Source organism: Paraburkholderia sp. GAS33, from assembly GCF_050436645.1.
Classification (GTDB): domain Bacteria; phylum Pseudomonadota; class Gammaproteobacteria; order Burkholderiales; family Burkholderiaceae; genus Paraburkholderia; species Paraburkholderia phenazinium_B.
Window position 1 is genome coordinate 12,578 of sequence record NZ_JBNDMP010000012.1, and the last position, 22,540, is coordinate 35,117.

Here is a 22,540-nt window from a genome sequence, read left to right on the forward strand (position 1 = left end):
CCTGGCTTCCTTTCGAAGCGAAATTCATCGATGAAGACTGCAATCTCAAGCAACCCGACGCGCATACGTAGATGGTTCGCGCTTGCGTCAATCCTGGCGATGGTGCTAACGGCAAGTCTACCAAGCCGGGCGGCTACGCCTGCGGATCGTTTGGTCGCTCGGGGCGGCTATCTGGCAAAAATCGGCGATTGCGCAGCATGCCACACGGTTCGAGGCGGTGCGGATTTTGTCGGCGGGCTGCCCATGCAAATGCCCGTCGGCACGATCTACACGACCAATATCACGCCCGACCCCGACACGGGAATCGGCCGATACACGCGGGACGATTTCGAGCGTGCGTTACGACACGGAGTCGCTCGAGATCATAACTTGTATCCGGCAATGCCGTATCCATCCTTTTCCAAGATCAGCGATGAGGATGTGGACGCGCTGTATGCCTATTTTATGAAGGGTGTGAAACCCATAAAACAGCGCAATCGACAATCGGATATTCCTTGGCCGTTTGATATGCGCTGGCCACTCAAGCTGTGGAACCTCTTTTTTCTTGACGATACGGTCTATCGGGCAAAGCCGAACAAAGACCCCATCTGGAACCGGGGTGCTTATCTTGTTCAGGGCCTCGCGCATTGCGGCGCTTGTCATACGCCGCGAGGCATGGCGATGCAAGAACTAGCGCTCGACGAGAAGAGTCAGACTTTCCTTTCCGGCGCATCTCTCGACGGATGGTTTGCATCGAATCTGACCGGTGATAACAATGCGGGACTCGGTAGATGGACGGAAAATGATCTGCACATGTTTCTGAAAACTGGAGCGAACGTTCATGCTTCCGCGTATGGTCCAATGACGGATGTCGTCAACAATAGTACTCAGTATTTGTCCGACGAAGACCAAATCGCGATAGCACGGTATCTCCGTTCGTTGGTTCCGTCACACGCGGGTGACGTCAACGAGAGAGAGCCGTATCGATACGACGGTCAGATAACCTCCACCTTGGTCGCAGGAACGCCGTTACCGAACGGCGCACACGTCTACTTGACCTATTGTGCCAACTGCCACGGGGTTGATGGCCGAGGACGTGCACCCTTCATCGCTCCCCTAGCAGGAAACCCGGATGTGTTGGGCACTAATCCATTGTCGCTTATTAACGTGACGATCAATGGCGCCGCGAATCTTGTAGTCGGCGGCGTGCCCGCGGCCTATCCCATGCCCAGGTTCAGGCTAGGCCTCACGAACCAGGATATCGCCGACGTGTTGAGTTTTGTACGAAGCGGCTGGAATAACCGCGCTCCAGAAATCAAAGCACAGGATGTTGCGAAGGTGAGAGCCAGTACGAGCGGCAAGTGATAGGTGGATACACATTTTTTGAGCAAGCATCAAATACAACTAGATCTACTTTCTTGACGACCAAAGAGGGAATCATGCGCCACCCTGTCGATCACACTTTTTCTTCGAAGACGCGGCAGACTTTGCGGAACGATAGCAACAGAAAACATCGTCGCGTACATGGAGGCGGCACATTAATCGTGGTGTTGACCGCTCTAGCACTGTCGCATAACGCCGTGGCTCAAGAGTCACAGGACAAATGGCAAACGCGTTCCTGGCCTGAGCTTGCCGCCGAAACGCAGGCGCGTGCGGATCGAGGTGCCTATCCTTTGACTGGACTCAAGCCAGATGATGTTCGCGAAGCGCTCTCGCATATCCACTCCCTCGATCGCGACGAATGGGCTTCGGCCTGGATGGCGATTGGCGATCAATACGAACTGCGTGCAAAATCGGAGGAACCGACAGACTCTGGCGCCGCACGTGATGACTATCGGGCAGCATGGCTCAACTATTCGTTCGGTCGTTGGCCCTCCCCTAATTCGCCAGGCAAAGCGCAGTCGTATGCAAAAGCACAGGAAGCTTTCGCCAACTATGGGCGGCTTCTCAATCCACCGATCGAAACGATCAGCATTCCATTCGAAGGCAAGCAGATCGTTGCCTATCTGCAAAAACCGCCCGGTGTCACAAAGCCACCGATTGTCCTTGACCTCGGCGGCATGGATGAATGGAAGGACTCCGTCGCTGACCAGGGGCGCGGATTCCTTCAGGACGGCATTGCCGACGTCGCAGTCGACATGCCCGGCACTGGCGATGCACCTATGGCCCGCCCGGGAGCCGAGAGGGTCTATTCACGTCTGATCGACTATCTACTCACGCGAACCGACGTCGACGGTAGCCGCATCGTCGTACGCGGCACAAGTTGGGGCAGTTATTGGTCCGCGCGGCTCGCATTTGTTGAGGCGAATCGTCTAAAAGGTGCGGTGTATCAGAGTGGTCCGGTGGACAGTTATTTTCAGCGTGCATGGCAAGATAACTCTCTGCACACGAAGGAATACCTGTTTGATTTCGTTGCATCACGCTTATATGTTCTTGGGCAACCCTCGGTAGAAGCGCTCTTGAACTATATGCCGTCGATGTCGCTGAAGGCAGCCGGACTCCTGGGACAGCCGACGTCACCTATGCTTCTGATCGGTGGTGTACAGGACAGCCAAACGCCGTTCACCGATCTAATCGAGCTACTGCAGACCGGGACACCAAAGGACGCATGGGTCAACCCAGAAGGCCGACACATGGGAGACTCTGGCAGTTGGACGCATAAAGCTATCTTCGACAAGGTTATCCGACCGTGGATACGGGCGCGTTTGATCGTTGGGCAATGATCCATTTCGCGCGTCTCGTGATTCAAAACTGATCAAACTATGGAGCCACCACTTGCCACTAGCGGAGATGCGTTTCGGCAGTGGCATGACGTGTTGGCGTCGACCGCGTGAATGGCAGGACAACGGCGTGTGGGCAGACCCGCATCGGGCGTTCCTTGTGCGCCTGCGTGGATATGACGCGATTGACTGGAGTCGTGTGAGCATTTATAGGGCGAGCCGACCGGGCCGAACACGACCGACCGGAGCAAGCTAGGCAGCAAGCGGCATATTGCAGTAGACGCCCACGGTATCCCGCTGGCCCCGGTGGTCACAGGCGCCAACCGGCACGACTCGACGGTGTTCGAAGCTGTACTCGATGCAATACCGCCCGTGTCGGACGTGCCTGAGCGACCACGGCGGCGGCCGGACAAGGTCCATGCTGACCAGGGATACGACTATGCGCTCTGCCGGGAATCACTGCAACAACGAGGCATCACGGCACGCATTGCGCGTCGTGGTATCGAGAGCAGCGAAAGGCTCGGCCGTCATCGCTGGGTGGTCGAACGCACACATGCCTGGTTTGCCGGTTTCGGCAAACTGTGCATCCGTTTCGAACGGGCTCTCGATACTCATGTCGCGTTGCTCAATCTGGCTTGTGATGTCGTCTGCTCAAGGTTGGTTGATCAGTTTTGTTGGCAACTCTTAGCCAGATTACCAGAACACCTCATTGCGCCCCCCTCGATCACATGCTCAATCTCTTCGGAGAATCATAATGTCTCAAGAAAAAGAACCGCGCAGACGATTCTTGCGACAGATGTTCGCAATCGTACCGGCATCCGGCCTGGCCACAGGCGTCGCACTAACACAAACGGCCTGTTCCAAACCCCCACAGACGGGGAGTGCCAATGAACTGGGCGCTACCAGTCTCGGACTCTACGAACCAACCTATTTCACGAAAGAGGAATACACGTTCATTGAAGCGGCTGTCGATCACCTCATTCCATCGGATAAATTTGGTGCCGGCGCGCTTGAGTGTGACGTACCGGTCTTCATTGACCGCCAGATGGAAACGCCTTACGGGCACGGCAAGCTCTGGTATATGCAGGGACCGTTTCATCCGGATGAAAGCCCTGACATGGGCTACCAGATGAACCTGAACCCGCGCCAGATTTATCGCCACGGTGTTGCCGAGACCAACACGTACTGCGTGAAGCATCATGACAAGGTGTTTGTCGATTTGTCGAAGGGTCTTCAAGTCGAAGTCCTGAAAGCACTCGACGCCGGCACGCCGCAATTCGAATCTCTTCCCTCCAGGACCTTCTTTTCATATCTGTTGGCAAACACCAAGGAAGCTTATCTGGCCGATCCGATTTACGGTGGCAACAAGAACATGGGCGGTTGGAAAATGATCGGATTCCCGGGTGCCCGTGCGGATTTCATAGACTGGATCGACAAGCCAAACGTGAACTATCCGTACGGCCCGGTCTCGATCTCGGGAATGCGGGGATAACATGGCAATCCGAAAAGACAAGGTAGACGTCGTCCTGATCGGCTTTGGATGGACCGGGGCAATCATGGGAATCGAGTTGACGGCGGCCGGCCTTAACGTGCTGGCGCTCGAGCGCGGGGAGTTCCGCGATACACCGACGGACGCGGAATATCCGAAGGTCGCGGACGAACTGAAGTACTCCACACGCGGCGAGCTATTGCAGCACCTTGCCGACGAAACGGTGACCATTCGTCACGATATGACGAGGACAGCGGTGCCGTATCGTCAGCATGGCGCATTTCTGCTGGGAAATGGTGTCGGCGGTGCCGGCTTTCACTGGAACGGCATGATGTACCGCAACCTGCCGGAAGAACTCGAGATGCGCACGCGCTATACCGAGCGCTATGGCAAGAAATTCATTCCCGACAATATGTTGCTGCAAGATCATGGCGTGACTTACAAGGATCTCGAGCCGTTCTATGACTTTTCGGAAAAAGTCATGGCTGTTTCGGGTAGGGCCGGCAATATCAATGGCAAGCTAACTGGCGCCGAAGAAGGTAATCCGCTGGAGGGTCCACGAACCAACGAATTCCCGACAGCGCCGCTGCAAAAGCAATATAGCGGCATGTTGTTTGAAAAAGCCGCACGGGAAGTGGGTCTGCATCCGTACTCGGCACCGGCAGCGAATGCGTCCGCGCCATACACGAACCCCTATGGTGTACGCATCGGACCGTGTAACTTTTGTGGTTTCTGCGATGGCTATGGCTGCTACATGTATTCGAAGGCATCGCCACAGACGACGATCATGCCGGTTCTGCTCAAGCGTGAGAACTTCGAGCTTCGGACCGAATCGCAGGTGATCAAGGTCAATATGGACTCCACGGGCACGAAGGCAACCGGGGTGACATATGTCGACCGGCAGGGGCGTGAGGTCGAGCAACCGGCGGACATGGTCATCCTGACAGCCTTTCAGATGCACAACGTGCGTCTGCTGCTGTTGTCCGGCATTGGTAAGCCGTATAACCCGTTGACGGGTGAAGGTGTGGTCGGCAAAAACTTCGCCTACCAGATGAACGGAAGCATTGGCATCCTGATGCCCAAGGGCACACATTTTAATCGCTTCGCGGCCGCGGGCGCAGGCGCTGTCGGCCTGGACGACTTCAATGGCGACCAGTTCGACCACGGGCCGCTCGGCTTCATAGGGGGGGCGAGCATTCGAAGTTTGAGCTCGGGCGGCCGACCGATCGGCCAGGCCCCGACGGTACCGGGGACGCCGTCATGGGGCTCGGGTTGGAAAGAGGGTGTCCAGGATGCATATCAGCGGTATATGAATATCGCGATCGCTGGCTCGGTCATGTCTTACAAGGACGCTTATCTCGATCTGGATCCGACCTATCGCGACAAGTTCGGTAAGCCATTGCTGCGCATGACGTTCGATTGGCATGACAACGAGTATGACATGCTGGGTTTCATGGGCGACCAGATGGAAAAGCTGGCCAATGTGATGGGCGGTGACAGGGTAGTTCGTGGCATCCGCAAGAAGGGAAAGCATTTCGATGTGCGCGAGTATCAAAGCACACACCTGACTGGCGGCGCCATCATGGGTACCAATCCGAAGGACAGCGTGGTCAACACGTATGGCCAAACCTGGGGGGTGTCGAACGTTTTCGTGATGGGCGCCTGTCTGTTTCCGCAGAACATGGGGTACAACCCGACAGGGCTGGTAACGGCAATCGCTTACCGTTCCGTGAAAGCGATCCGCGAACAGTACCTGAAGAACCCCGGCCCGCTGGTGCAGGCTTAGGCACGCACGATGACTAAATATACGAAGCGCGTGCTGCCGGCGCTGGCGTCGGTTGTCATGTCATCGCTCGCGCTTGGACTAGCGGCATTATCCACGACTGTGCGCGCGCAGGATGCAACTAGCGCGGATATGACCCAATTGATAAGGCAGGGGGCCTACCTCGCGCAAATCGGTGACTGTGTCGCCTGCCATACCGCGAAGGATGGAAAGCCGTTCGCTGGTGGCCTGCCGATGAGCATATCGATCGGCACGATCTGGTCGTCGAACATCACGCCCGACAAAGACACCGGGATTGGCAGTTACACCCTTGACGACTTTGATCGAGCGGTTCGCCACGGGATAGCGAAGAATGGCGAGACACTGTATCCGGCGATGCCTTATCCGTCGTATGCGAAGGTCAAGCCATCAAACATCAAGGCGCTCTATGCGTACTTTATGCACGGCGTGCAACCGGTCTCGCAGGCGAACAAGACCACGGACATCATGTGGCCGATGTCAATGCGATGGCCGCTGTCGGTCTGGCGTAAGCTGTATGCACCAGACGTGGTAACTGACGACACACCTGTAAGCGCTACTGATCCGGTGCTCCGTGGCCGGTATCTGGTGGAAGGTCTGGCGCATTGCTCCGCGTGTCACACGCCCCGTAAGGTGACGATGCAGGAAGCATCGCTGAGCGACGATGGATCGACGTTCCTGTCAGGTACGGTGATCGACGGTTATCTCGCAGAGAATCTGCGCGGAGACGTGAAGGACGGCCTCGGCAATTGGAGCGAGGGGGATATTGTCGCGTTCCTGAAGAGTGGCCGTAACGAGCACTCCGCTGCCTTTGGCGGCATGGCCGAGGTCGTACAGGACAGTACCCAATTCATGATGGACAGCGATCTCATGTCGATCGCCACGTATCTGAAAACGTTGGGACCGGCGCATCCGGACCAGACGTCGCTCACGTACGATAGCGCCACGGAGAAGATGTTCCACGACGGGAGCGCCAGCAGTAACGGCGCGATCCAGTTCCTGAATAATTGCGCAGCCTGCCACCGGACTACTGGCAACGGTTGGAATGGGACTTTCCCGCGACTGGCGTTGAGCACCACGGTCAACACGAAAGATCCGTCGTCGCTGATTCGTATCGTGTTGTCCGGGGCCCAGATGCCTTGGACGGCATCCGCGCCGACGCACTATGCGATGCCTGGCTTCGCTGATCGGCTAAGCGATCAGGATCTGGCGGATGTGTTGACGTTTGTGCGTAGTAGCTGGGGGAACACGGCACCTGCCGTTACATCGGAAATGGTGGCCGCCGTGCGCAAGAGCCTTCCCGAGAAGGCGCCGGCCACGGATCTTCAGACACATCTCATCAACGGGATTTGTCGCAGTAAGACTCGATGAGTAGAGTCGAATCGATATGCAAAGTATTGCTTACGTTGCGAGTTCGTAGAATCGATCGGCGACGGGCGGATGATAAGCTCGAGCATGTTTCATCTGTCCTTTGCCGAACATATGCATCAGTTCGATGCCACTGTGATCGTCGATTAGCGCAACCCGTCAAGACGGGTTCCCGAGCCGCTTATGGTTCGTCTGCCATCATGCACAAGGATCGCTTCTACCAACGCGCCTTCCTGTCCTAGCACCGAGCTTACGGCTCATGGTTATGGACGCGATCGTTAAAGGTCGGAATCACGCAACTGATATCTGGTGACGACACGGCGCGCCTCCTCATCGCCACCATCGACGGACGTAAGCGGAGCCGGAACGACACCAACACAAGCATCTAGATCGAACGGAACATCCGTCGCCAAAGTGCTCAACAAGGTCCGTATCTTATGGCGTTGTGTCGAATAGTGCTCCTCGGCAATTTCTGCGAAGCTGGCGTAGAGCGTCGAACAGATGTCCAACCGACAGGGCATAACGGCAAGAAAACTAGCTTTCAGGCGCGGGGATTCCTACTTGACCGAGAAACTGATTCGCCTGCGCAAAATCTCTGCACGAAGACGAGGCCTAACTCGGAGGGAATTCGGGCGCCGCGGGAAGACGGCGCACGGGTACTGGGGCCGCCGCAAACTAGTTCGAGTCAGCGCAGGAGTCGGACGCCCTTTCTTATGACGAATCTGCTATCGGTGACACGCCGACTTGAGGGACTGCTAAGCGGGGCGGTGGTGCTGTCGGTAAATTTGTCTCGCGCCCCCCAATTTAAGGTATGCGCAAGAGGCACTACAGCGATCGAAATACGCTCCAACTGACTGCTCGCGAACCGATTACTCCTGCTGATGCTGCATGGCAACACAGTTTTGAGACGTGCAGTAGGCTCTGCTGTATCTGAAATATCCAGAAGCGTTTGCTGCAGACTTTGTTGTGCTCCAATATCTGCATCAAAGAAAAAGCGATTCGACAGCTTTTCCTTAGAAGTTTCTATCCAATCTCGGACCGCGCTTGAGACTCGCTCCGCTCCCTACCTTCAGCCTTTTACGGAAATATCCAACCCGCTCTGTGGACCCTCTTGGGTACACCACATTTTGATTAATAATCTGTTGGGCGGTTACCGTAGGCACGTGACGACCACGAAACGCTCAACATATGCTTCACCCCGCAATTCATTGACAAGAAATAATATTTAAAATCAATGCATTACATAAAAAATCAAACAATTTCAGCTTTTGCTTTATTTCTGCAAATAGTTGCGGGCTTTTGATTTATTCAGCGTCTGCTGCACCGATCCGCGTGCCCGATCTGACGTTCAACTTTTGGTTTATTTTTGATCAACTTTTGCTTAATTTGTCAGGGTGAAGGCAATAGACACCTTCTCCAGCACACAACCCCTTCAAGGGATAGTGACCGCATGCGCGGAGCGCTTTCACACCGAACGCGCTGACAGCCGGTAGCTGACCGTGCGCGACACACCGGCACGAAACGCGAGACCCGTTCGGCCCGCCAGCGGATGGTCGGCCGGAGGCATCACTACACGGCCAAGGTCGAAAAAGCTTTGGGCCGGTTCAACGCCCAATGCAACGTTTCGTCCGGACCATGGTTCGTATGCACGTCCGCCATTGCTAATCCAGAGCAACGCGTCCGGAAGTTCCTCGGGATTCCAGTCGAGCAGGACATCGGCCTGCTGAGTGGAATATCGCAAGACAAACGGCGGCCGACACCCTGCGATCTGTAACAGCTCCTCGGTCTTGTCCAGCAGTGGCAATCGCGTCACGTCCATAGGGCCGGTTGCTGTCGCGATCTCTTTCAGAGAAGCGAAGGCGTGGTTCGGCAAGCTCCGCGAAATGCCCGACTCCGGCGAGACCGGGTAGCTGTGAACCATTTGATACGGACATGCGAGTACCTCGACTCCCTCGTCCGGTATGGCGAATGTAGGGTGGAGAGCGAACGGCAAGACGACGTCTCTACGCGCGTGGACAGTAAGTGAGACGATAAGCGCCGGCGCTTCAGGGTCAACTTCAATGGTGCGCTCGAGGCTTTCGATTGCTTCCTCGGATGGGTAATCAATCCGCAGCGTGAGCCTGTCTGCAGTCTTCTCGACAAGGCGCCACATGTGATTCGCGCCGTATCCATGGTTCCACGTGTCAGTGGCATTCCGTGTCTCGAAGCCTGGAGGCAGACCGGGTGGTGCCGCAACCGTCCCAAACGGCAGGCACGGCCATTCGCCGCGCAATGCGCGCAGGAGACCTGGCCAGCGAGCGTCGTCACCCCATGGAGCCACGTACAGCGGCGAAACGCTGCGGCCCCCGCCCAGTTCAAATCGCACAGGAGCAAGCATTCCGCCAAGCGACTGCGCAGTCGCTTCGCCATGGGCCCATTTCAACGTCCAACGTTCCATTGAATCCATCGTCCCGTCTTTCCAGGTTAGCTAGCAGTCGGATTCCGCTGGCCTTCTACGACGGCCACCGAAACACCAGGTCGGCACGATCTCGCGTCGAATCGATCAATACTGCATTGGGCTCGTCGGTCTGCTGGACCCACTTTCGAGCAGCGTCTTCATCGCGACCAAACCTGATGTGGCGATCGACAAGCCGTTGCCTGCGCAACTCCGGATCGACGTCGACATACCAGGCCTCGTCGAGAAGTGGGCGAACCGCCTTCCAGTGCCCGCGCTCCAGTAGCAGATAGTTTCCCTCGGTGACAACGAGCGGCACGTTGGGGCTGACAGGAATGGCCCCGGCGATGGGCTCTTCGATCTCCCGCCGAAAAGCCGGCGCATAGACCGTCTCGCCATGGCGCGGTGCCCGCAGACGGCTCAGCAGCGCGACGTAACCCGCACTGTCGAAGGTATCTTCGGCGCCCTTGCGGGACGCGCGCCCTAGCCGTTCGAGTTCGACGTTCGCAAGGTGAAAACCATCCATCGGCACAACCACGGCCCGGCCAGGCAGCGCTTCAAGGATCTGCTCCGCCAGCGTTGATTTGCCGGCTCCGGGCGCGCCCACCAGGCCGAGGATACGGCGCTGACCATCGGCGACAAGCTGCTCCAGCCGGGCGAGAAAGGGGTTTTCGATCATCGATACAATCCAGAGTTATTCGGGCAGGTAGATACTGTCAACGGGCCCAAAATACCGCATGCCATGCAATATGACAACGGGAAACCGCATGACGGCACCAATCCATACGGCATCCTAATTGTATCTGCCGCTCCTCTTTGCAACAGAACAGCACGGCACTCTCAGTGATGCGCCTTCGCTTTGGCCGCAGCATTGATCCCGCCGGCAATGAAACTTCTTGCGTGTGTGGCCAGATCCATGCCGTCGTCCCACATGTTTCGCCAGATTGCCAGTGCGTTGGACAACTGTTCGTTCACGACCGCGGAAGAGAAACTCTCGAACGTGACCACCCCCTTATAGTCGATCATGGCGAGTGCGTGGAAAAACTGCGCGAAGTCGATGGTTCCAGAACCCAGATAACCGCGATTGCTTTCGCCGATATGGACGTAACCGAGCCTTTTTCCGCACTCCAGTACCGGCTGCATGAAGTCCGATTCCTCGATGTTCATGTGATAGGTGTCGAGGTGCACAACCACATTGGGCGCATCGACATCGTTCAGTATTCTGAGCGCCTGCGATGCCGTGTTAAGCAGGTTGCTCTCGTAACGATTCACCACTTCAAGCCCTAGGGTCACGTTTTTCTTCAAGGCGAAGTCTGCAATCCGCTTGAGCGAGTCGACCGCGTTCCTGCGTCCCTGCACGGTGACGGGCGCTGAATACTTGGCCATCGCGCCGTACAGGATGCCGCCGAAGTAGTTGCCCCCGAGCTCGGCGGTAATAGTGATGCCTTCTTCCAGCAGCGCCACGCCACGCGCAACCGTGGCCGGATCGTCGCTGGACACGTCCGCGTCGAAGGTCAGGCCACGCGAACAGCCGATTTGCAGCCCGTGCTCCTGCAACAGGTCGCGAGTGAGCGCCAGGTCCATTACCTTTGGCCCATGTAACGACAGTTCAACGAGATCGAAGCCTGCGGCCCTGGTCTGGCTGATTACCTTGCGCGTCGACTCCGGCGTCAGATCGCCAGCCCATACCAATGCGTGAACACCAAGCGTATTCATTGTGCAACTCCTCCCGATGCGGTCGCGCGTCTGCGGACCAAGGACTGAAAAAAGCCGTTTGCCCACGCCCAACGGAGCAGCATCACGGCAAGCAAAAACACACCCCATAAGGCGGTGGCGAGATGTTGGTTCGCACCGAGCAGATTGAGGCCAGAGGCAATCACCTGCAGGATGACCAGCGCAATCACCACCGGCACGACACGCCCGAAGCCGCCGAACGGGTCGACTCGACCGAGGAAGCAGGCGAGTACGGAAATCAGCAGGAAAGCCTCGCCATGACCGACGCGCACCGAGTTGAAACTGGCCAGCATGACGATGCCGGCAACGCCGCACATGAGACCCGACAGCATGTAAATCCGCGTGACCGCGCGTGTGGTGGCAATGCCCGAGTAGCGCGTCGCCTCGAGATTCGAGCCGATCATGCGTGTGGCAAAGCCAAGTCGCGAGCGCGTCATGACGACGTGCCAGACGGCCGCGCAACCGGCGAAGATCCATAGCGGCACCGGCACGCCAAGCAGCAGACCGTTGCCCATCACCAGCACGGCGGGCGGGAAGCCGGAGATATCGCCGCCGTGGGTCAGGAATTCGCCGAGGCCGCGCAGGAAGATCATCATCGAGAGGGAGACGAGGATCGGGCTTGCGCCGGTGCGCGCGATGATGGCGCCCATCACCCATCCGGAAGCGGCACCTGTGGCGAGTGCCGCGGCAATGCCCAGCACGATGACGCCAGCGCCGGCATCTGCCCCGCCATAGGCGTGCAACACCCAGGCCATGGCCAGTCCGGAAATATTGGCGGTGAAGGTTACGGCGAGATTGAAGCCGCCGGAGATCAGCGGCATCAGCATCGCCAGCGTGAACAGCCCCAGTTCCGGCAGCTGAAAGGCCACGGAGACAAACGTATCCGCAGAAAAAAAGCGGCTGGACGCAAGGCTCATTGCCAGGATCACGACAGCCAGAAAGCCGAGCAGACCGACGACGTCAGCAGGCACGAACCGAAGCCGCCGCTCGACAAGGTAATCGCGATCAGAATGACGGCGCCGATGATCATCTTGAACGCGTACGGAGAGACCCCTAGCAGGTTGAGTCCGTTCGCGGTGATGGCGGTGAGCAGAATGCCAAGGATCGCACCGAGGATCGTGCCGCGTCCGCCGCCCAGTCGCGCGCCGCCGAGCACCACGGCGGCGAGCACGTCCAGTTCGCGGCCGTACAGCGCGTTGGGCACCACCTCCTGAACGTAGTGCGCCTGCATCAGCCCCGCGATCCCGGCCATCATGCCAAGCCAGCCAAAGGCGATGTAGTGCATGGCGCCGATATTGATGCCGACGCGCCGCGCCGCTTCCGGGTTGTCGCCCATGGCATAGAGCTGCCTGCCGGTAGTCGTGCGCCGCAGCAGGAACCAGGTGGCCACGACCGTGCAGAACATGACGGCGACAGGCAGCCCGAGGTCGGCAACGCCGCTTGATGTCTTCAGCGCGATCAGTGAAATGCGGTTCATCCACCAGTCCGGCAGATCGTAGAGGGATACGCCTCCGGTCAGAAACATCAGGCCGCCAAAGAACACGTTAAAGGTCGCGATGGTCACCACGATGGAGACGATGCGGAACCGGTAGATGAACGTGGCATTGATGGCGCCCAGCAGAAACCCGAACGCGGCCGACGCGAGGACGCCTAGCGCCCAGTTGCCTCCGCCCAGGTGCATGACCGTCAAGGCGGTCAGGTACTGCACCACGGAAGCGCCCACCGCAAACGAGATGTCGATGCCGCCAGCGATAAGTACAACTAGCAGTCCGACCGCAAAGATGATGTTGACCGAACTCTGGTTTAGGAGGTCGAACAGATTGGGCAAGGTCAGGAAAGTCGAGGTCGTCGCGCCAAGGCCGATCACCATGACGGCGATGACGAGGATCAGCAGCGCCTCGATCGAACCGATTCCGAGTTTGCGCAGATCAGGCATGGACGTCTCGCTCGATTTGGTCGATGGATGTGGCACCCGGCACGTATTCCTTCACCATGCGGCCATTGCGCATATGCAGGATACGGTCGGCGTTGAAGTAGACCTCAGGGATCTCGTCGGAGATCAGCAGGATGGCCATGCCCTGGGCAGCCAGCTTATGGATGATGGCGAAGATGCCGGCTCGGGCGCCGACGTCCACGCCTACCGTGGGTGAATCGAGAATCAGCAGCTTCGGGTTCGTGGCGAGCCACTTGGCGAGCACGATGCGCTGCTGGTTGCCGCCGGACAGCGTGGAGACCGCATCCTCGGGCTTGCCGATCTTGACCGCCAGTTGCTGGATCCAGTCCTTGATCAGGCCGTCGCGCTTCCTGAGACTGATCAGCCGCGTGGCGTCGAGAAGATCGTCGAGCACCGCGGCCACGGTGTTGTCGCCGATCGATTGCGGCTGCACGAGGCCGAGCTGAAGGCGATCTTCGGAAACATAGGCGATACCCGCCCGTATCGCGTCGCGGTTCGAGCCCAGCGATAATTTCTTGCCGTCGAGGCTGATCGCGCCGGCGTCCGGACGCGTCATGCCGAACAGCGACAACGCGAGTTCCGTTCGCCCCGCGCCAAGGCGACCCGTGACGCCGAGGATCTCGCCTTTCCTGACGGAGAACGAAACTGCGTCATATTCGCCCCGTCGGGTCAGGCCGTCTACCTCCAGCACAGCAGGTGCAGCGGACAGGTCCGTCGTGCGCACGGCATAGTCGAAGGTGCGGCCCGTCATCAGTTCCGTGAGGCGGGTTTGCGTCATGCCGGCCGTGGGAAAAGTGCCGACGTACTGGCCGTCGCGCAACACCGTCACGCGCGTACAGACGTTGAGCACTTCGGCAAGCCGGTGACTGACGAACACCACGGCAATGCCGTCGGCCGATAGACGGCGCACGATCGTAAGGAGTGCCTCGGTTTCAGCATGACTGAGCGAGGCCGTCGGCTCGTCCATGAAAACGAGGCGCGCGTCGGCAACGAGCGCCCGGGCGATGGCGACGATCTGGCGCTGAGCGATCGACAACGAACGCACCGAACGGCCCAGATCGATTGAAACGCCGAGCCGATCGAGGATGCGACGCGCCGCCACTTTCATCTGGCGATAGTTGACGAGGCGCGGACGCGGCCCGAGGTTCTGTTCGAAAGCAATGTTCTCTGCGACCGTCATCTCGGGAAACAGCGCGAGATCCTGCCAGATCACCTGGATGCCCAGCTCCCGCGCCTTCGCCGGATCCAACCCCTCGATCGACTGACCGTCCATTAGCATGGCGGCACCAGGCTCCGGCTGATAGACCCCGCTGATCACCTTGATCAACGTGCTCTTGCCGCAGCCGTTTTCGCCGGCGAGGCACAGCACCTCGCCGGGCAGCACGTCGAACCTGATAGCCTGCAGCGCTTTCACACCGCCGAATATCTTGGAGATATTGTCGAGCTTGAGCAGCGGCGTACGAGAGGTGTCGACGACCACGCCCGCTTCGCTCGTGTGTCCCCGCTCAGGCACAGGACGATCCTTTGAGGCCGCTGAAATCATGGGAATGCTCCAATGCGACTGACAGGCAACCAAGGTCGCTTCAGAGACCTAACTTCGCGAGATCGTCAACGGTACTGGCATTGAGATCCACCAGCTGGTCGACGATCAGATCATGACCCTGCGGATGCACGACGCCCAGACCCGGGATGTTCGTGCCGTCCTTGATCGGTTCACCCTTCGCGACCATCGTGCCGAGTGTGACGAATACCTCACCCGCCTGCTCCGGATTCCACATGTAGCCGCCGGTCAGGATGCCGTCATGCACGAGACGCTTGCCTTGTCCCGGCGAGAACGGTCCAAGCACCACAACCTGGCCTTTCTTATGCGTTTCGTCGACAGCGCGAGCCGCTCCGATCGGCCCCTGGCTGCCGAATGCCAGAATGCCCTTGAGATCGGGATGAGCCCGCATCAGATCAAGCGCCGTCTGGCGCGATGCGTCGACATTCTCGGCCACGCCATAGCGGTCGCCGACCAGCTTCATGTCCGGATCATTGGCCTTCAGATAAGCAATCGCGGCGTCGGCCCATGCGTTGTGCAACGGCACGGTGAGCGAACCGACGAAGACCGCGTACTCTCCTTTGCCGCCCATGGCGGTCGCGAGGCGCTTGCCATACGCTTCGCCGAAGCCTTTGACCGAGGCCAGTTCGAAGTCCCAATCCGTATTCTCCTGGTTCGGAGATTCATGCGTAATGACCTTGATGCCCGCGGCTCTCGCCCGCTGCAGGACGGGCTCCAGTACCTTCGCATCGTTCGGCACCACGCCGATCACGTCGACGTGCTGCGCAATCAGATCCTCGATCGCCCGGACCTGCAACGCCGGGTCCGCGCTGGTCGGGCCAACCATAAACGCCTTGACGCCCAGTTGATCCGCGCGTTTCTTGATCCCCGCCTCCATGGCGTTGAACCATGGGATGCCGCCAATCTTCACGACGATGCCGATGACTGGCTTGTCGGGCGACGCCGAAGCCAGGCTTGTCGCGAGTGCAAACGCGGCGATGCCTGCGCACAGTGTGCGCACGAAGTTCTTTGACATGTCTCCTCCGTTGGACCTCGGCAAGCTTCGCCAAACGCCCGGATAGGTAATGGAAATGAGCCGATCCGCTAACCTCAGCAAAGTTTGCTGAATCCATTCAGCAAATCGGTGAGCAAATGCTGAATCCATTCAGCGAGGGGGTCAATCGGGTAGATACCCTAATATGGCTTCCGGTGGCAGAAGGTCTACCGTCTGCACAACATGAACGATGGTGCTTTGGGAGTAAAAGGCAGATGGCCCGCAGCAGTTCAGGACGCAAGTCGACTATTTATGACATCGCCAAAGCGACGGGTTCTTCGACGTCAGCGGTGAGCATGGTGCTGAACGGCACCTGGGCTCGCTATCGCATCAAGGAAGAAACCGCCAACCGGATCCTCGCGAGCGCCGCGCAACTTGGCTACAACGTGAACATGAAAGCGCGCGGACTGCGCCTGTCTCGCTCGGGACTGGCCGGCATGATCCTTCCGCACTATCGCAACCGCTTTTTTGCGGGGCTCGCGGAGAACTTCGAGGAGCATGCGAGGAGTCGCGGTTTGTGTCCAATCGTGGTCAGTACCCAACGCGACCCGGCGGTAGAAATGAGCGTGACGGAGACGCTCATCTCGCAGCAGGTGGAGTTGCTGTTCATCGTCGGCGTGCGCAATCCCACGCCTCTCGACGCACTGTGCTCGGCGGCAGGTATCCCATGCATCAACGTCGACCTGCCCGGCCCAGGTGCACCATCGGTGGTGTCGGACAATCGCGGCGGCGCGCGGGCGCTGACCGAGGCCCTGATGGAGAAGATGATCGCCGCCGGCAGTTCGCCCGGCGAACTACTTTTTCTGGGTGGCATCGTGGACGAATATGCGACCGAAATGCGCATTGCCGGCTACCGCGACGCGTTCGAGGCTCGCGGGATCAGCCCCGCGGCAGATGCCGTGGAATGCTTCGGATACGGCGCATCGTCTTCGCGGCGCGCGCTGGCGAGCCGTTATGAAAGTCTCGGCAGACTTCCCACAGGATTACTGATGAATTCGATCACCGCGTTCGAGGGCCTGGTTCAATTCGCGTCGAAATTGCCGCGCGAGGCCTGGCAATCCACGGTGGTCGGTTGCTTCGACTGGGATCCTTTTGCTGTGCATCTGCCGTTTGAAGTAACCATGATGCGCCAGGACGTGCAGAAGATAATCCTCGAAGCCTTCGCGCTGGCGGACAGGCACGACGCAATCGACCATCCTCTCGTCATGGTGCCGACGGGCTTCGGAGAAATGGTCGAGGAAGACGAACTGACGATCAAGATCGGGCGCGAATGCTGACGCGTGCGTTCATCTGATCGCCTCATCAACGTATCTGGGAGATGCGAATCGCCCGTAAGTCACTTCAAGCGCAGAGGTATCGAGGGCACGCCTAATCAGCCGCTTGTTCTGTCCCACTTTGGCGCAAGCCCAGGTGGATTGACGATCCGGCTGTCCGCCGTCGCCAACGAATGTATTGCCGTCATATCCTCGCTCTCCAGTTCGAAGTCGAATACCGCGAGGTTCTGCGCCAGCCGCTCAAGCTTGGCGGTCCTCGAAAGCGCGACAACTCCGCGCTGTTGTACAAGCCACCGCAAGACTATCTGAGCGATGGTTTTGTCGTAACGGGCCGCGATCTCCTCAAGCGTTGGCTCCAAGAACACACGGCCAATCGCCATGCCGCAGTATCCCGTCACGGCAAGCCCCGCCTGCAACGTGCTTTCAATGAGCACGGACTGGTTCAGATACGGGTGATATTCGAACTGGTTCGTCACGAGAGGAACCGCAGAGAGCCGCACAGATTCCGCCATCAATGCGCGATTGAAATTGCTCACGCCGATGTGTCGAACCTTGCCGGCGCGCGCGACTGCGTTGAGGCCGGCGATCTGTTCCGCCAGCGGCACGTTCGATCCCGGCCAGTGCAGCAAGAGCAGATCGATATAGTCTGTCTTGAGCTTTCGGAGGCTCTCGTCCACTGACGCTTCGAAGTTTCTCTCTGCATAATTGCTCACCCAGACCTTGGTCGTCAGAAAGATTTCGCTTCTTGGGATGCCGGACGCTGCGACGCAGTCGCCGATTTCGCCTTCGTTACCGTAGATTTGCGCGGTATCGATATGGCGAAAGCCGGCACGAAGCGCTGCGGGAATCAGTCGATAGATCTCCGCAGCGCTCATTCCGTAAGTGCCGAAGCCGATCGCCGGAATGGCGGCGTTACCAACATGGACGTTTTGCATGAGGTGTTCCCGATAGAGTCTTCGCACACTGCCTGAACCGCAAACCGCTTTAAGCGGACTATCCGATGCGCCCGCTGCGACGCAGTTGTACCCCGATCTCCCTGATCCTGGCTTCACCCGCACGCAACGTTTCCGACGACGTATGAACCGAGTAATAGCCAAGCACGAGATCGTGCGGATGAGGGATCGCGGAGCCGAGGACGAACTCTGAATCTTCATCGGCAGTGAATGCCAGGACGTCTTCGGACTCGTCAAACACAACGAGCTCGTCGGCAATGGATTCATCTGCAATGCGCAGTGCGCCACGCTGAACACAAACCCAGGCGACCTCGTGACCGGCCGGTGGTGTGTATTCCCAACGCTCTCCAGCCGCCAGCCGCACGAACAGATAGTTGATGCCTGGCGGTGCGGCTACCGGGCTTTCGGCGTTTCCATAACGACCCAGGACAACGCGCGCCGGACCGATGCGAGGCACTTCGCTCACCGCCAAATACTGGCTACGGGGCTCGCCTAGTTCGATCTCGGGCGGCAACGCGACCCACAGTTGAAAGCCGCGCACCGGTCCATCGCCTCGGGCGCGACCATCGTGCCACACGCCTCGCCCCGCGTTCATCCACTCGACGCTGCCAGCCGGCATGATCCCCGACGCGCCCGTCGTGTCTTCATACTCAACTTCACCTTCCAGCAGCACGGTCGTCGTGGCGAGGCCCGAATGGGGATGCATGGAAAAGCGCATGTTGGCTTCCACCGAGCTATCGAAATAGTCGAGAAAGACAAACGGCTTCAACACTTCTCCAAGGTCGGACGGACTGACCAGCCGCTTGACGGCACCGTGTTGCCGGCCGGCTGTCCGTGTGACTATCGCTCTTCCGGCCCTCAGCGGGCCGGAGGTATGGGCAGTAGTTTGCATGGCAGGCTTAGCTTGCGTTCAGAGGCGAAAGACGTGAAGCGATGCGTCCGAGCCGGGCATCCAGGCTGAACGCGCCCGCACCGAAGTACGTGATCTGCAGGAGGCCGCCAGCCATCATCACGTTCTTGAGGAAGTGAATCATCTGGTTTTGGTCTGCCCAGTTGTGATGGAAGAAAAGCGCCGTGACCACACAGAACACCGCCATCGCCACTGACACAACACGGGCGCGGTAGCCCGACAGCAGCAGCAAACCGCCACCCAGCTCGGTCAGCACGGCAAGAACGAACGCGAGAGGCGGCACAGGCAGACCCATGGCTGCGATATAACCAACTGTCGCACCGTACGCCGCAAGCTTGCCGAGACCACTCATGACAAACGGCCCACCGATCAGGATGCGGCCCAACAGCGGAAGAAATTTAAAGCGTTCCATTACGATCTCCTAAATGAAATTACGGAGGTGGATGACAAGAAAGGAAATCAGCCGGCGTCCACCATCACCAGTTCTGAATCTTCAAGTGCTGAAATCTGCGCCGTGGCGACCGTCGTAATCGCCACACCGTCTAGCGGTCCAACCGGCTCGCCGTTCACTTCGATGCGCCCCGACGCCACCACGAGATAAGCGCGACGCGCTGGCGCCAATTCGTATCGAACGCTTTCGCCTGCCTTAAGTAGTGCGCCAAGTACACGCGCATCGGCTCGAACGGGAAGCGCACCTTCGTCGCCGGCAAACCCGCTGGCAAGGACTACGAAGCGCCCGGATCGGTCGCCTTTTGGGAAAGGCTTCGTATCCCACGCTGGTTCGCCACCGCTTTCACGAGGTCGCAGCCAGATCTGATAGAGCTTGAGCGGCACCTCGCCCCGATTGAACTCGGCGTGGCGTATTCCCTTGCCTGCGCTCATGACCTGGACATCGCCTGCGTTGATCACTCCCTCGGATCCCAACGTGTCCCGATGCCCGAGCAGCCCCTGACGCACGTAGGTGATGATCTCCATGTCACGATGTCCGTGCATCGGAAACCCGCTGCCAGCGGCGATCTCGTCGTCGTTCCAGACAATCAGGGATCCCAGGGGAGCATGCGCAGGATTGCCGTCGGCGCTGACCGCGAAATGGTGTTTCGCGCGCAGCCAGCCGTGGTCCGCCCTGTCCAATGATTCCCAACGCCTGTGTGTGAGCATGTCCGCCTCCGTTTCCCGCCACCGCGAATGCGGTGCAGGCCGCCTGTATGACCGGCCGGTTTCGGCGCGGGTACAGTTGATGAGGCACATGCTATATTTGCAACGAACCCGTGCATATCTCCTATATTGGAATGCATCGTTGCCCAGGATAGAACGATAAAAGCGAGCTTGTGCCTATGAATGCGATCACCGACCTCAACGATCTTCGGCTCTTCGCAGAGGTGGTCGAGCACGGCAGCTACACGGCGGCCGCGCGCAGCCTCGGCCTGCAGACGTCGAAGCTCAGCCGGCGCATTCGTGCTCTGGAAGAAGAACTTGGCGTCCGCCTGCTTAATCGCACCAGCCGGAGCCTGTCTTTGACGGAAACGGGGCGGCAGTTCCACCAGCATTGCCTCGCGCTGGTAGCGGAAGCCAACGCTGCCAAAGATATCGTGGACCGCACGCGCGCCAGGCCGCAGGGCACCGTCCGCATTGCCTGCCCCGTCGCCTTGCTGGAGTCCGGCATCTCCACGATCATCGCGCGATACGTCGAGGAGAATCCTGATGTCCAGGTTCTGCTGGATGCAACCAACCGCCGCGTAGATGTCGTCGAGGAAGGCCTGGACTTTGCGATCCGGGTCAGGCTTCCGCCGTTGGAGAACACCGATCTCGCGGTGCGCCAGTTGGGACTGTCGATCCGCATTCTGGTTGCCAGTCCGGCCTTGGCGGCGCGCTATCCGGCGCCCAGTTCGATCGAATCGGTGAAGGAATGGCCCACCGTTTCCATGGCCAGCAGCGGCGGCCGGTTTGTCTGGGACCTCGTCGACGCCGAGGGACACGCGACATCATGGGCGCATCGACCGCGCCTCGCCACCGACGACCTGGCCAGCCTCCGGGTCGCGGCGATATCAGGTGTCGGGGTGGCCATGCTGCCGAGGGAGCAGGTCGAGGCCGATATTCAGGCAGGCCGCCTGCAGCACCTGCTGCCAGGTCTGGCCAGCACACCGGGTCTCGTGCATGCGATCTTCCCCACGCGCCGAGGCATGGTTCCGGCGGTGCGTCACCTGCTCGACGCACTCGTTTCGGGGTGCGAAGGTTTGAACCCGGCGCACTAGAGTGGCAAGTCAGCCTCCTGCGCCACGACTCAGTTGCCGGCCTCCCGGCGCCCCTGTTCCTCAACCGTATAGATCGCCTCCGGCATCACCTCTAGCCGGCCTTTTGGAATCGGGTCACCGCTTTTGTCCGAAAAGCCGTAGGTGCCCTCATCGATCTTCTGCAGGGCACGCTCGATATCGCCGATGCGCAGGTCATTCGTGTTACGCAGCGACTGGTTGATTTCATCCTGCGCCATTCCTTGCGCGTCGTCCTCGAATTCCTCGGCCTCGTCGCCGTGCTCCTCCTGGGACGCACGCTCATCGGCAATCGTGCCCTCTTCTGTACCGAGCAATTGCCGACGCAGCGCCTCGAGACGCGTGCGTTGTTGCGCGATAAACGCCTCACTCAAGCCACCTGATTGATCCGGCATGGTGTTCTCCCTTACGGCAATAGACGGAACGCAGCGTGATCCGCGTTTCGCGATTTCGTCACATGAACGACCATCATCGCGCCGAACGCATGCGGCCGCAATGCCTATACCGGCGACGAATGCCATGAGCATGTCACGAACACGCGGAAGTGGCATGATTGGGCTCGGTCAGCGAGAAGCAACCGCGCAACCGCAAACGGGTTTCGATCAGCAACGTAAAAGGAGAACACGATGGCAGAGAGCACCGTTTCTTACGGCGGATATGAAATCGTTATATCCCCTGAGACCAACAAGTTCGGCGCCTGGGTCACAAGCGTGAGCCTGAAAGATAGCGCGGGAAAAGTTGTCGAACATCGTCCCATGACCGTTCAACCCGAATGGCGGACTGAAGCGGAAGCGATTAGAGACGCAGTCGAGTGGGGGAGCCGGTTCATCGAGCGTGAACTCAACACGCCGCGGTCGCACTCATGGGTGGTCGACCGGTCCCGTGCGGAAATCTGGTTTCGCGATGTGCAGGAAAAATCGCGTGGCCCTGAAATCGACGCGTAAAGCCAGAAGGCCGAGGAGTGCAACAGAACCCGGCGAAGCGGGTTCTGTTCGCGTTCAGAGGATTTTTGCGGGATTTTCATCCTGCAAAAATCCTCAAACGATAGGTCCTCGACGGTACC

Annotated in this window: 20 protein-coding genes and 1 pseudogene; 9 read left to right on the forward strand and 12 right to left on the reverse strand. The window is 58.9% G+C overall.

Going from position 1 to position 22,540, the window contains the following annotated elements; all coding sequences use genetic code 11:
* Positions 1-30 precede the first annotated feature (30 nt).
* From P3T24_RS29685 to P3T24_RS29710, 6 genes and pseudogenes are all read left to right on the forward strand, one after another.
* Complete coding sequence (locus P3T24_RS29685; protein ID WP_429440214.1) at positions 31-1,344, forward strand: c-type cytochrome; 1,314 nt, start codon at positions 31-33, stop codon at positions 1,342-1,344.
* 74 nt (positions 1,345-1,418) lie between these two features.
* Positions 1,419-2,702 (forward strand): alpha/beta hydrolase, encoded by a 1,284-nt coding sequence (locus P3T24_RS29690; protein ID WP_083611620.1) that lies wholly within the window; start codon positions 1,419-1,421, stop codon positions 2,700-2,702.
* A gap of 64 nt (positions 2,703-2,766) precedes the next feature.
* Positions 2,767-3,374: pseudogene (locus P3T24_RS29695) on the forward strand (IS5 family transposase); the annotation flags it as partial.
* 79 nt (positions 3,375-3,453) lie between these two features.
* Positions 3,454-4,191: a gluconate 2-dehydrogenase subunit 3 family protein gene (locus P3T24_RS29700; RefSeq protein ID WP_074267480.1), complete on the forward strand. Its 738-nt coding sequence runs from the start codon at positions 3,454-3,456 to the stop codon at positions 4,189-4,191.
* Position 4,192: 1 nt separating this feature from the next.
* Positions 4,193-5,974: a GMC family oxidoreductase gene (locus tag P3T24_RS29705; protein WP_429440216.1), complete on the forward strand. Its 1,782-nt coding sequence runs from the start codon at positions 4,193-4,195 to the stop codon at positions 5,972-5,974.
* Positions 5,975-5,983: 9 nt separating this feature from the next.
* Positions 5,984-7,360 carry a c-type cytochrome gene (locus P3T24_RS29710; RefSeq protein ID WP_429440218.1) on the forward strand — a complete coding sequence of 459 codons (1,377 nt, stop codon included), beginning with the start codon at positions 5,984-5,986 and terminating at the stop codon, positions 7,358-7,360.
* 1,462 nt (positions 7,361-8,822) lie between these two features.
* Here the strand turns inward: P3T24_RS29710 and P3T24_RS29715 are convergent.
* The 7 genes from P3T24_RS29715 to P3T24_RS29745 all read right to left on the reverse strand — a co-directional run bounded on the left by P3T24_RS29715 (position 8,823) and on the right by P3T24_RS29745 (position 16,055).
* Positions 8,823-9,803, reverse strand: coding sequence for a hypothetical protein (locus P3T24_RS29715; protein ID WP_429440219.1), 981 nt, complete (start codon positions 9,801-9,803; stop codon positions 8,823-8,825).
* Positions 9,804-9,849: 46 nt separating this feature from the next.
* Positions 9,850-10,470 (reverse strand): nucleoside/nucleotide kinase family protein, encoded by a 621-nt coding sequence (locus P3T24_RS29720; RefSeq protein WP_429410706.1) that lies wholly within the window; start codon positions 10,468-10,470, stop codon positions 9,850-9,852.
* Positions 10,471-10,631: 161 nt separating this feature from the next.
* The gene (locus P3T24_RS29725) at positions 10,632-11,507 is read right to left on the reverse strand and encodes a sugar phosphate isomerase/epimerase family protein (protein ID WP_429440221.1); all 876 of its coding nucleotides are present in this window, start codon (positions 11,505-11,507) and stop codon (positions 10,632-10,634) included.
* Entirely contained in the window at positions 11,504-12,496 is a 993-nt protein-coding gene (locus P3T24_RS29730) for an ABC transporter permease (RefSeq protein WP_429440223.1), read from the reverse strand. The genes P3T24_RS29725 and P3T24_RS29730 overlap by 4 nt, the downstream gene beginning before the upstream one ends.
* Positions 12,451-13,461, reverse strand: a complete 1,011-nt coding sequence (locus P3T24_RS29735) for an ABC transporter permease (RefSeq protein WP_429440224.1) — start codon at positions 13,459-13,461, stop codon at positions 12,451-12,453. The genes P3T24_RS29730 and P3T24_RS29735 overlap by 46 nt, the downstream gene beginning before the upstream one ends.
* Positions 13,454-14,992: a sugar ABC transporter ATP-binding protein gene (locus P3T24_RS29740; protein ID WP_429440225.1), complete on the reverse strand. Its 1,539-nt coding sequence runs from the start codon at positions 14,990-14,992 to the stop codon at positions 13,454-13,456. The genes P3T24_RS29735 and P3T24_RS29740 overlap by 8 nt, the downstream gene beginning before the upstream one ends.
* 70 nt (positions 14,993-15,062) lie before the next feature.
* A complete protein-coding gene (locus P3T24_RS29745; protein WP_429440227.1) occupies positions 15,063-16,055 on the reverse strand; it encodes a substrate-binding domain-containing protein in 993 nt (330 codons plus the stop codon).
* A 116-nt stretch (positions 16,056-16,171) separates the two neighbouring features.
* Between P3T24_RS29745 and P3T24_RS29750 the strand changes: the two genes are divergently transcribed.
* The gene (locus tag P3T24_RS29750; protein WP_429440229.1) at positions 16,172-17,350 is read left to right on the forward strand and encodes a LacI family DNA-binding transcriptional regulator; all 1,179 of its coding nucleotides are present in this window, start codon (positions 16,172-16,174) and stop codon (positions 17,348-17,350) included.
* 95 nt (positions 17,351-17,445) lie between these two features.
* Here the strand turns inward: P3T24_RS29750 and P3T24_RS29755 are convergent, their stop codons facing one another.
* Genes P3T24_RS29755 through P3T24_RS29770 form a run of 4 tightly spaced genes read right to left on the reverse strand, consistent with a single transcriptional unit; the run spans position 17,446 to position 20,368 of the window.
* Positions 17,446-18,282 carry an aldo/keto reductase gene (locus P3T24_RS29755; protein WP_429440230.1) on the reverse strand — a complete coding sequence of 279 codons (837 nt, stop codon included), beginning with the start codon at positions 18,280-18,282 and terminating at the stop codon, positions 17,446-17,448.
* Positions 18,283-18,340: 58 nt separating this feature from the next.
* Complete coding sequence (locus P3T24_RS29760; RefSeq protein ID WP_429440232.1) at positions 18,341-19,192, reverse strand: pirin family protein; 852 nt, start codon at positions 19,190-19,192, stop codon at positions 18,341-18,343.
* A 7-nt stretch (positions 19,193-19,199) separates the two neighbouring features.
* Positions 19,200-19,622, reverse strand: coding sequence for a DoxX family protein (locus tag P3T24_RS29765; RefSeq protein WP_074267467.1), 423 nt, complete (start codon positions 19,620-19,622; stop codon positions 19,200-19,202).
* 47 nt (positions 19,623-19,669) lie between these two features.
* Positions 19,670-20,368 carry a pirin family protein gene (locus P3T24_RS29770; protein ID WP_429440234.1) on the reverse strand — a complete coding sequence of 233 codons (699 nt, stop codon included), beginning with the start codon at positions 20,366-20,368 and terminating at the stop codon, positions 19,670-19,672.
* A 176-nt stretch (positions 20,369-20,544) separates the two neighbouring features.
* Here P3T24_RS29770 and P3T24_RS29775 point away from each other — a divergent pair, with 176 nt between their 5' ends.
* On the forward strand, positions 20,545-21,462 hold the full coding sequence (locus P3T24_RS29775) for a LysR substrate-binding domain-containing protein (protein WP_429410687.1): 918 nt from the start codon (positions 20,545-20,547) through the stop codon (positions 21,460-21,462).
* 29 nt (positions 21,463-21,491) lie between these two features.
* Here the strand turns inward: P3T24_RS29775 and P3T24_RS29780 are convergent, their stop codons facing one another.
* Positions 21,492-21,998, reverse strand: a complete 507-nt coding sequence (locus P3T24_RS29780; protein ID WP_429410685.1) for a TraR/DksA family transcriptional regulator — start codon at positions 21,996-21,998, stop codon at positions 21,492-21,494.
* A gap of 105 nt (positions 21,999-22,103) precedes the next feature.
* On the opposite strand from P3T24_RS29780, the gene P3T24_RS29785 reads away from it, so the two are divergent.
* A complete protein-coding gene (locus P3T24_RS29785; protein ID WP_074267463.1) occupies positions 22,104-22,421 on the forward strand; it encodes a DUF6566 family protein in 318 nt (105 codons plus the stop codon).
* Positions 22,422-22,540: the final 119 nt, after the last annotated feature.

What these genes read in the sequence shown, in the direction of transcription:
- P3T24_RS29710 (WP_429440218.1), top strand. Translation starts at nt 5,984, where the DNA reads ATGACTAAATATACGAAGCGCGTGCTGCCGGCGCTGGCGTCGGTTGTC.
- P3T24_RS29750 (WP_429440229.1), top strand. Translation starts at nt 16,172, where the DNA reads ATGCTGAATCCATTCAGCGAGGGGGTCAATCGGGTAGATACCCTAATA.
- P3T24_RS29780 (WP_429410685.1), bottom strand. Translation starts at nt 21,998, where the DNA reads ATGGCATTCGTCGCCGGTATAGGCATTGCGGCCGCATGCGTTCGGCGC.
- P3T24_RS29700 (WP_074267480.1), top strand. Translation starts at nt 3,454, where the DNA reads ATGTCTCAAGAAAAAGAACCGCGCAGACGATTCTTGCGACAGATGTTC.
- P3T24_RS29720 (WP_429410706.1), bottom strand. Translation starts at nt 10,470, where the DNA reads ATGATCGAAAACCCCTTTCTCGCCCGGCTGGAGCAGCTTGTCGCCGAT.
- P3T24_RS29785 (WP_074267463.1), top strand. Translation starts at nt 22,104, where the DNA reads ATGGCAGAGAGCACCGTTTCTTACGGCGGATATGAAATCGTTATATCC.
- P3T24_RS29685 (WP_429440214.1), top strand. Translation starts at nt 31, where the DNA reads ATGAAGACTGCAATCTCAAGCAACCCGACGCGCATACGTAGATGGTTC.
- P3T24_RS29770 (WP_429440234.1), bottom strand. Translation starts at nt 20,368, where the DNA reads ATGCTCACACACAGGCGTTGGGAATCATTGGACAGGGCGGACCACGGC.
- P3T24_RS29725 (WP_429440221.1), bottom strand. Translation starts at nt 11,507, where the DNA reads ATGAATACGCTTGGTGTTCACGCATTGGTATGGGCTGGCGATCTGACG.
- P3T24_RS29690 (WP_083611620.1), top strand. Translation starts at nt 1,419, where the DNA reads ATGCGCCACCCTGTCGATCACACTTTTTCTTCGAAGACGCGGCAGACT.
- P3T24_RS29735 (WP_429440224.1), bottom strand. Translation starts at nt 13,461, where the DNA reads ATGCCTGATCTGCGCAAACTCGGAATCGGTTCGATCGAGGCGCTGCTG.
- P3T24_RS29760 (WP_429440232.1), bottom strand. Translation starts at nt 19,192, where the DNA reads ATGCAAACTACTGCCCATACCTCCGGCCCGCTGAGGGCCGGAAGAGCG.
- P3T24_RS29765 (WP_074267467.1), bottom strand. Translation starts at nt 19,622, where the DNA reads ATGGAACGCTTTAAATTTCTTCCGCTGTTGGGCCGCATCCTGATCGGT.
- P3T24_RS29755 (WP_429440230.1), bottom strand. Translation starts at nt 18,282, where the DNA reads ATGCAAAACGTCCATGTTGGTAACGCCGCCATTCCGGCGATCGGCTTC.
- P3T24_RS29775 (WP_429410687.1), top strand. Translation starts at nt 20,545, where the DNA reads ATGAATGCGATCACCGACCTCAACGATCTTCGGCTCTTCGCAGAGGTG.
- P3T24_RS29705 (WP_429440216.1), top strand. Translation starts at nt 4,193, where the DNA reads ATGGCAATCCGAAAAGACAAGGTAGACGTCGTCCTGATCGGCTTTGGA.
- P3T24_RS29745 (WP_429440227.1), bottom strand. Translation starts at nt 16,055, where the DNA reads ATGTCAAAGAACTTCGTGCGCACACTGTGCGCAGGCATCGCCGCGTTT.
- P3T24_RS29715 (WP_429440219.1), bottom strand. Translation starts at nt 9,803, where the DNA reads ATGGATTCAATGGAACGTTGGACGTTGAAATGGGCCCATGGCGAAGCG.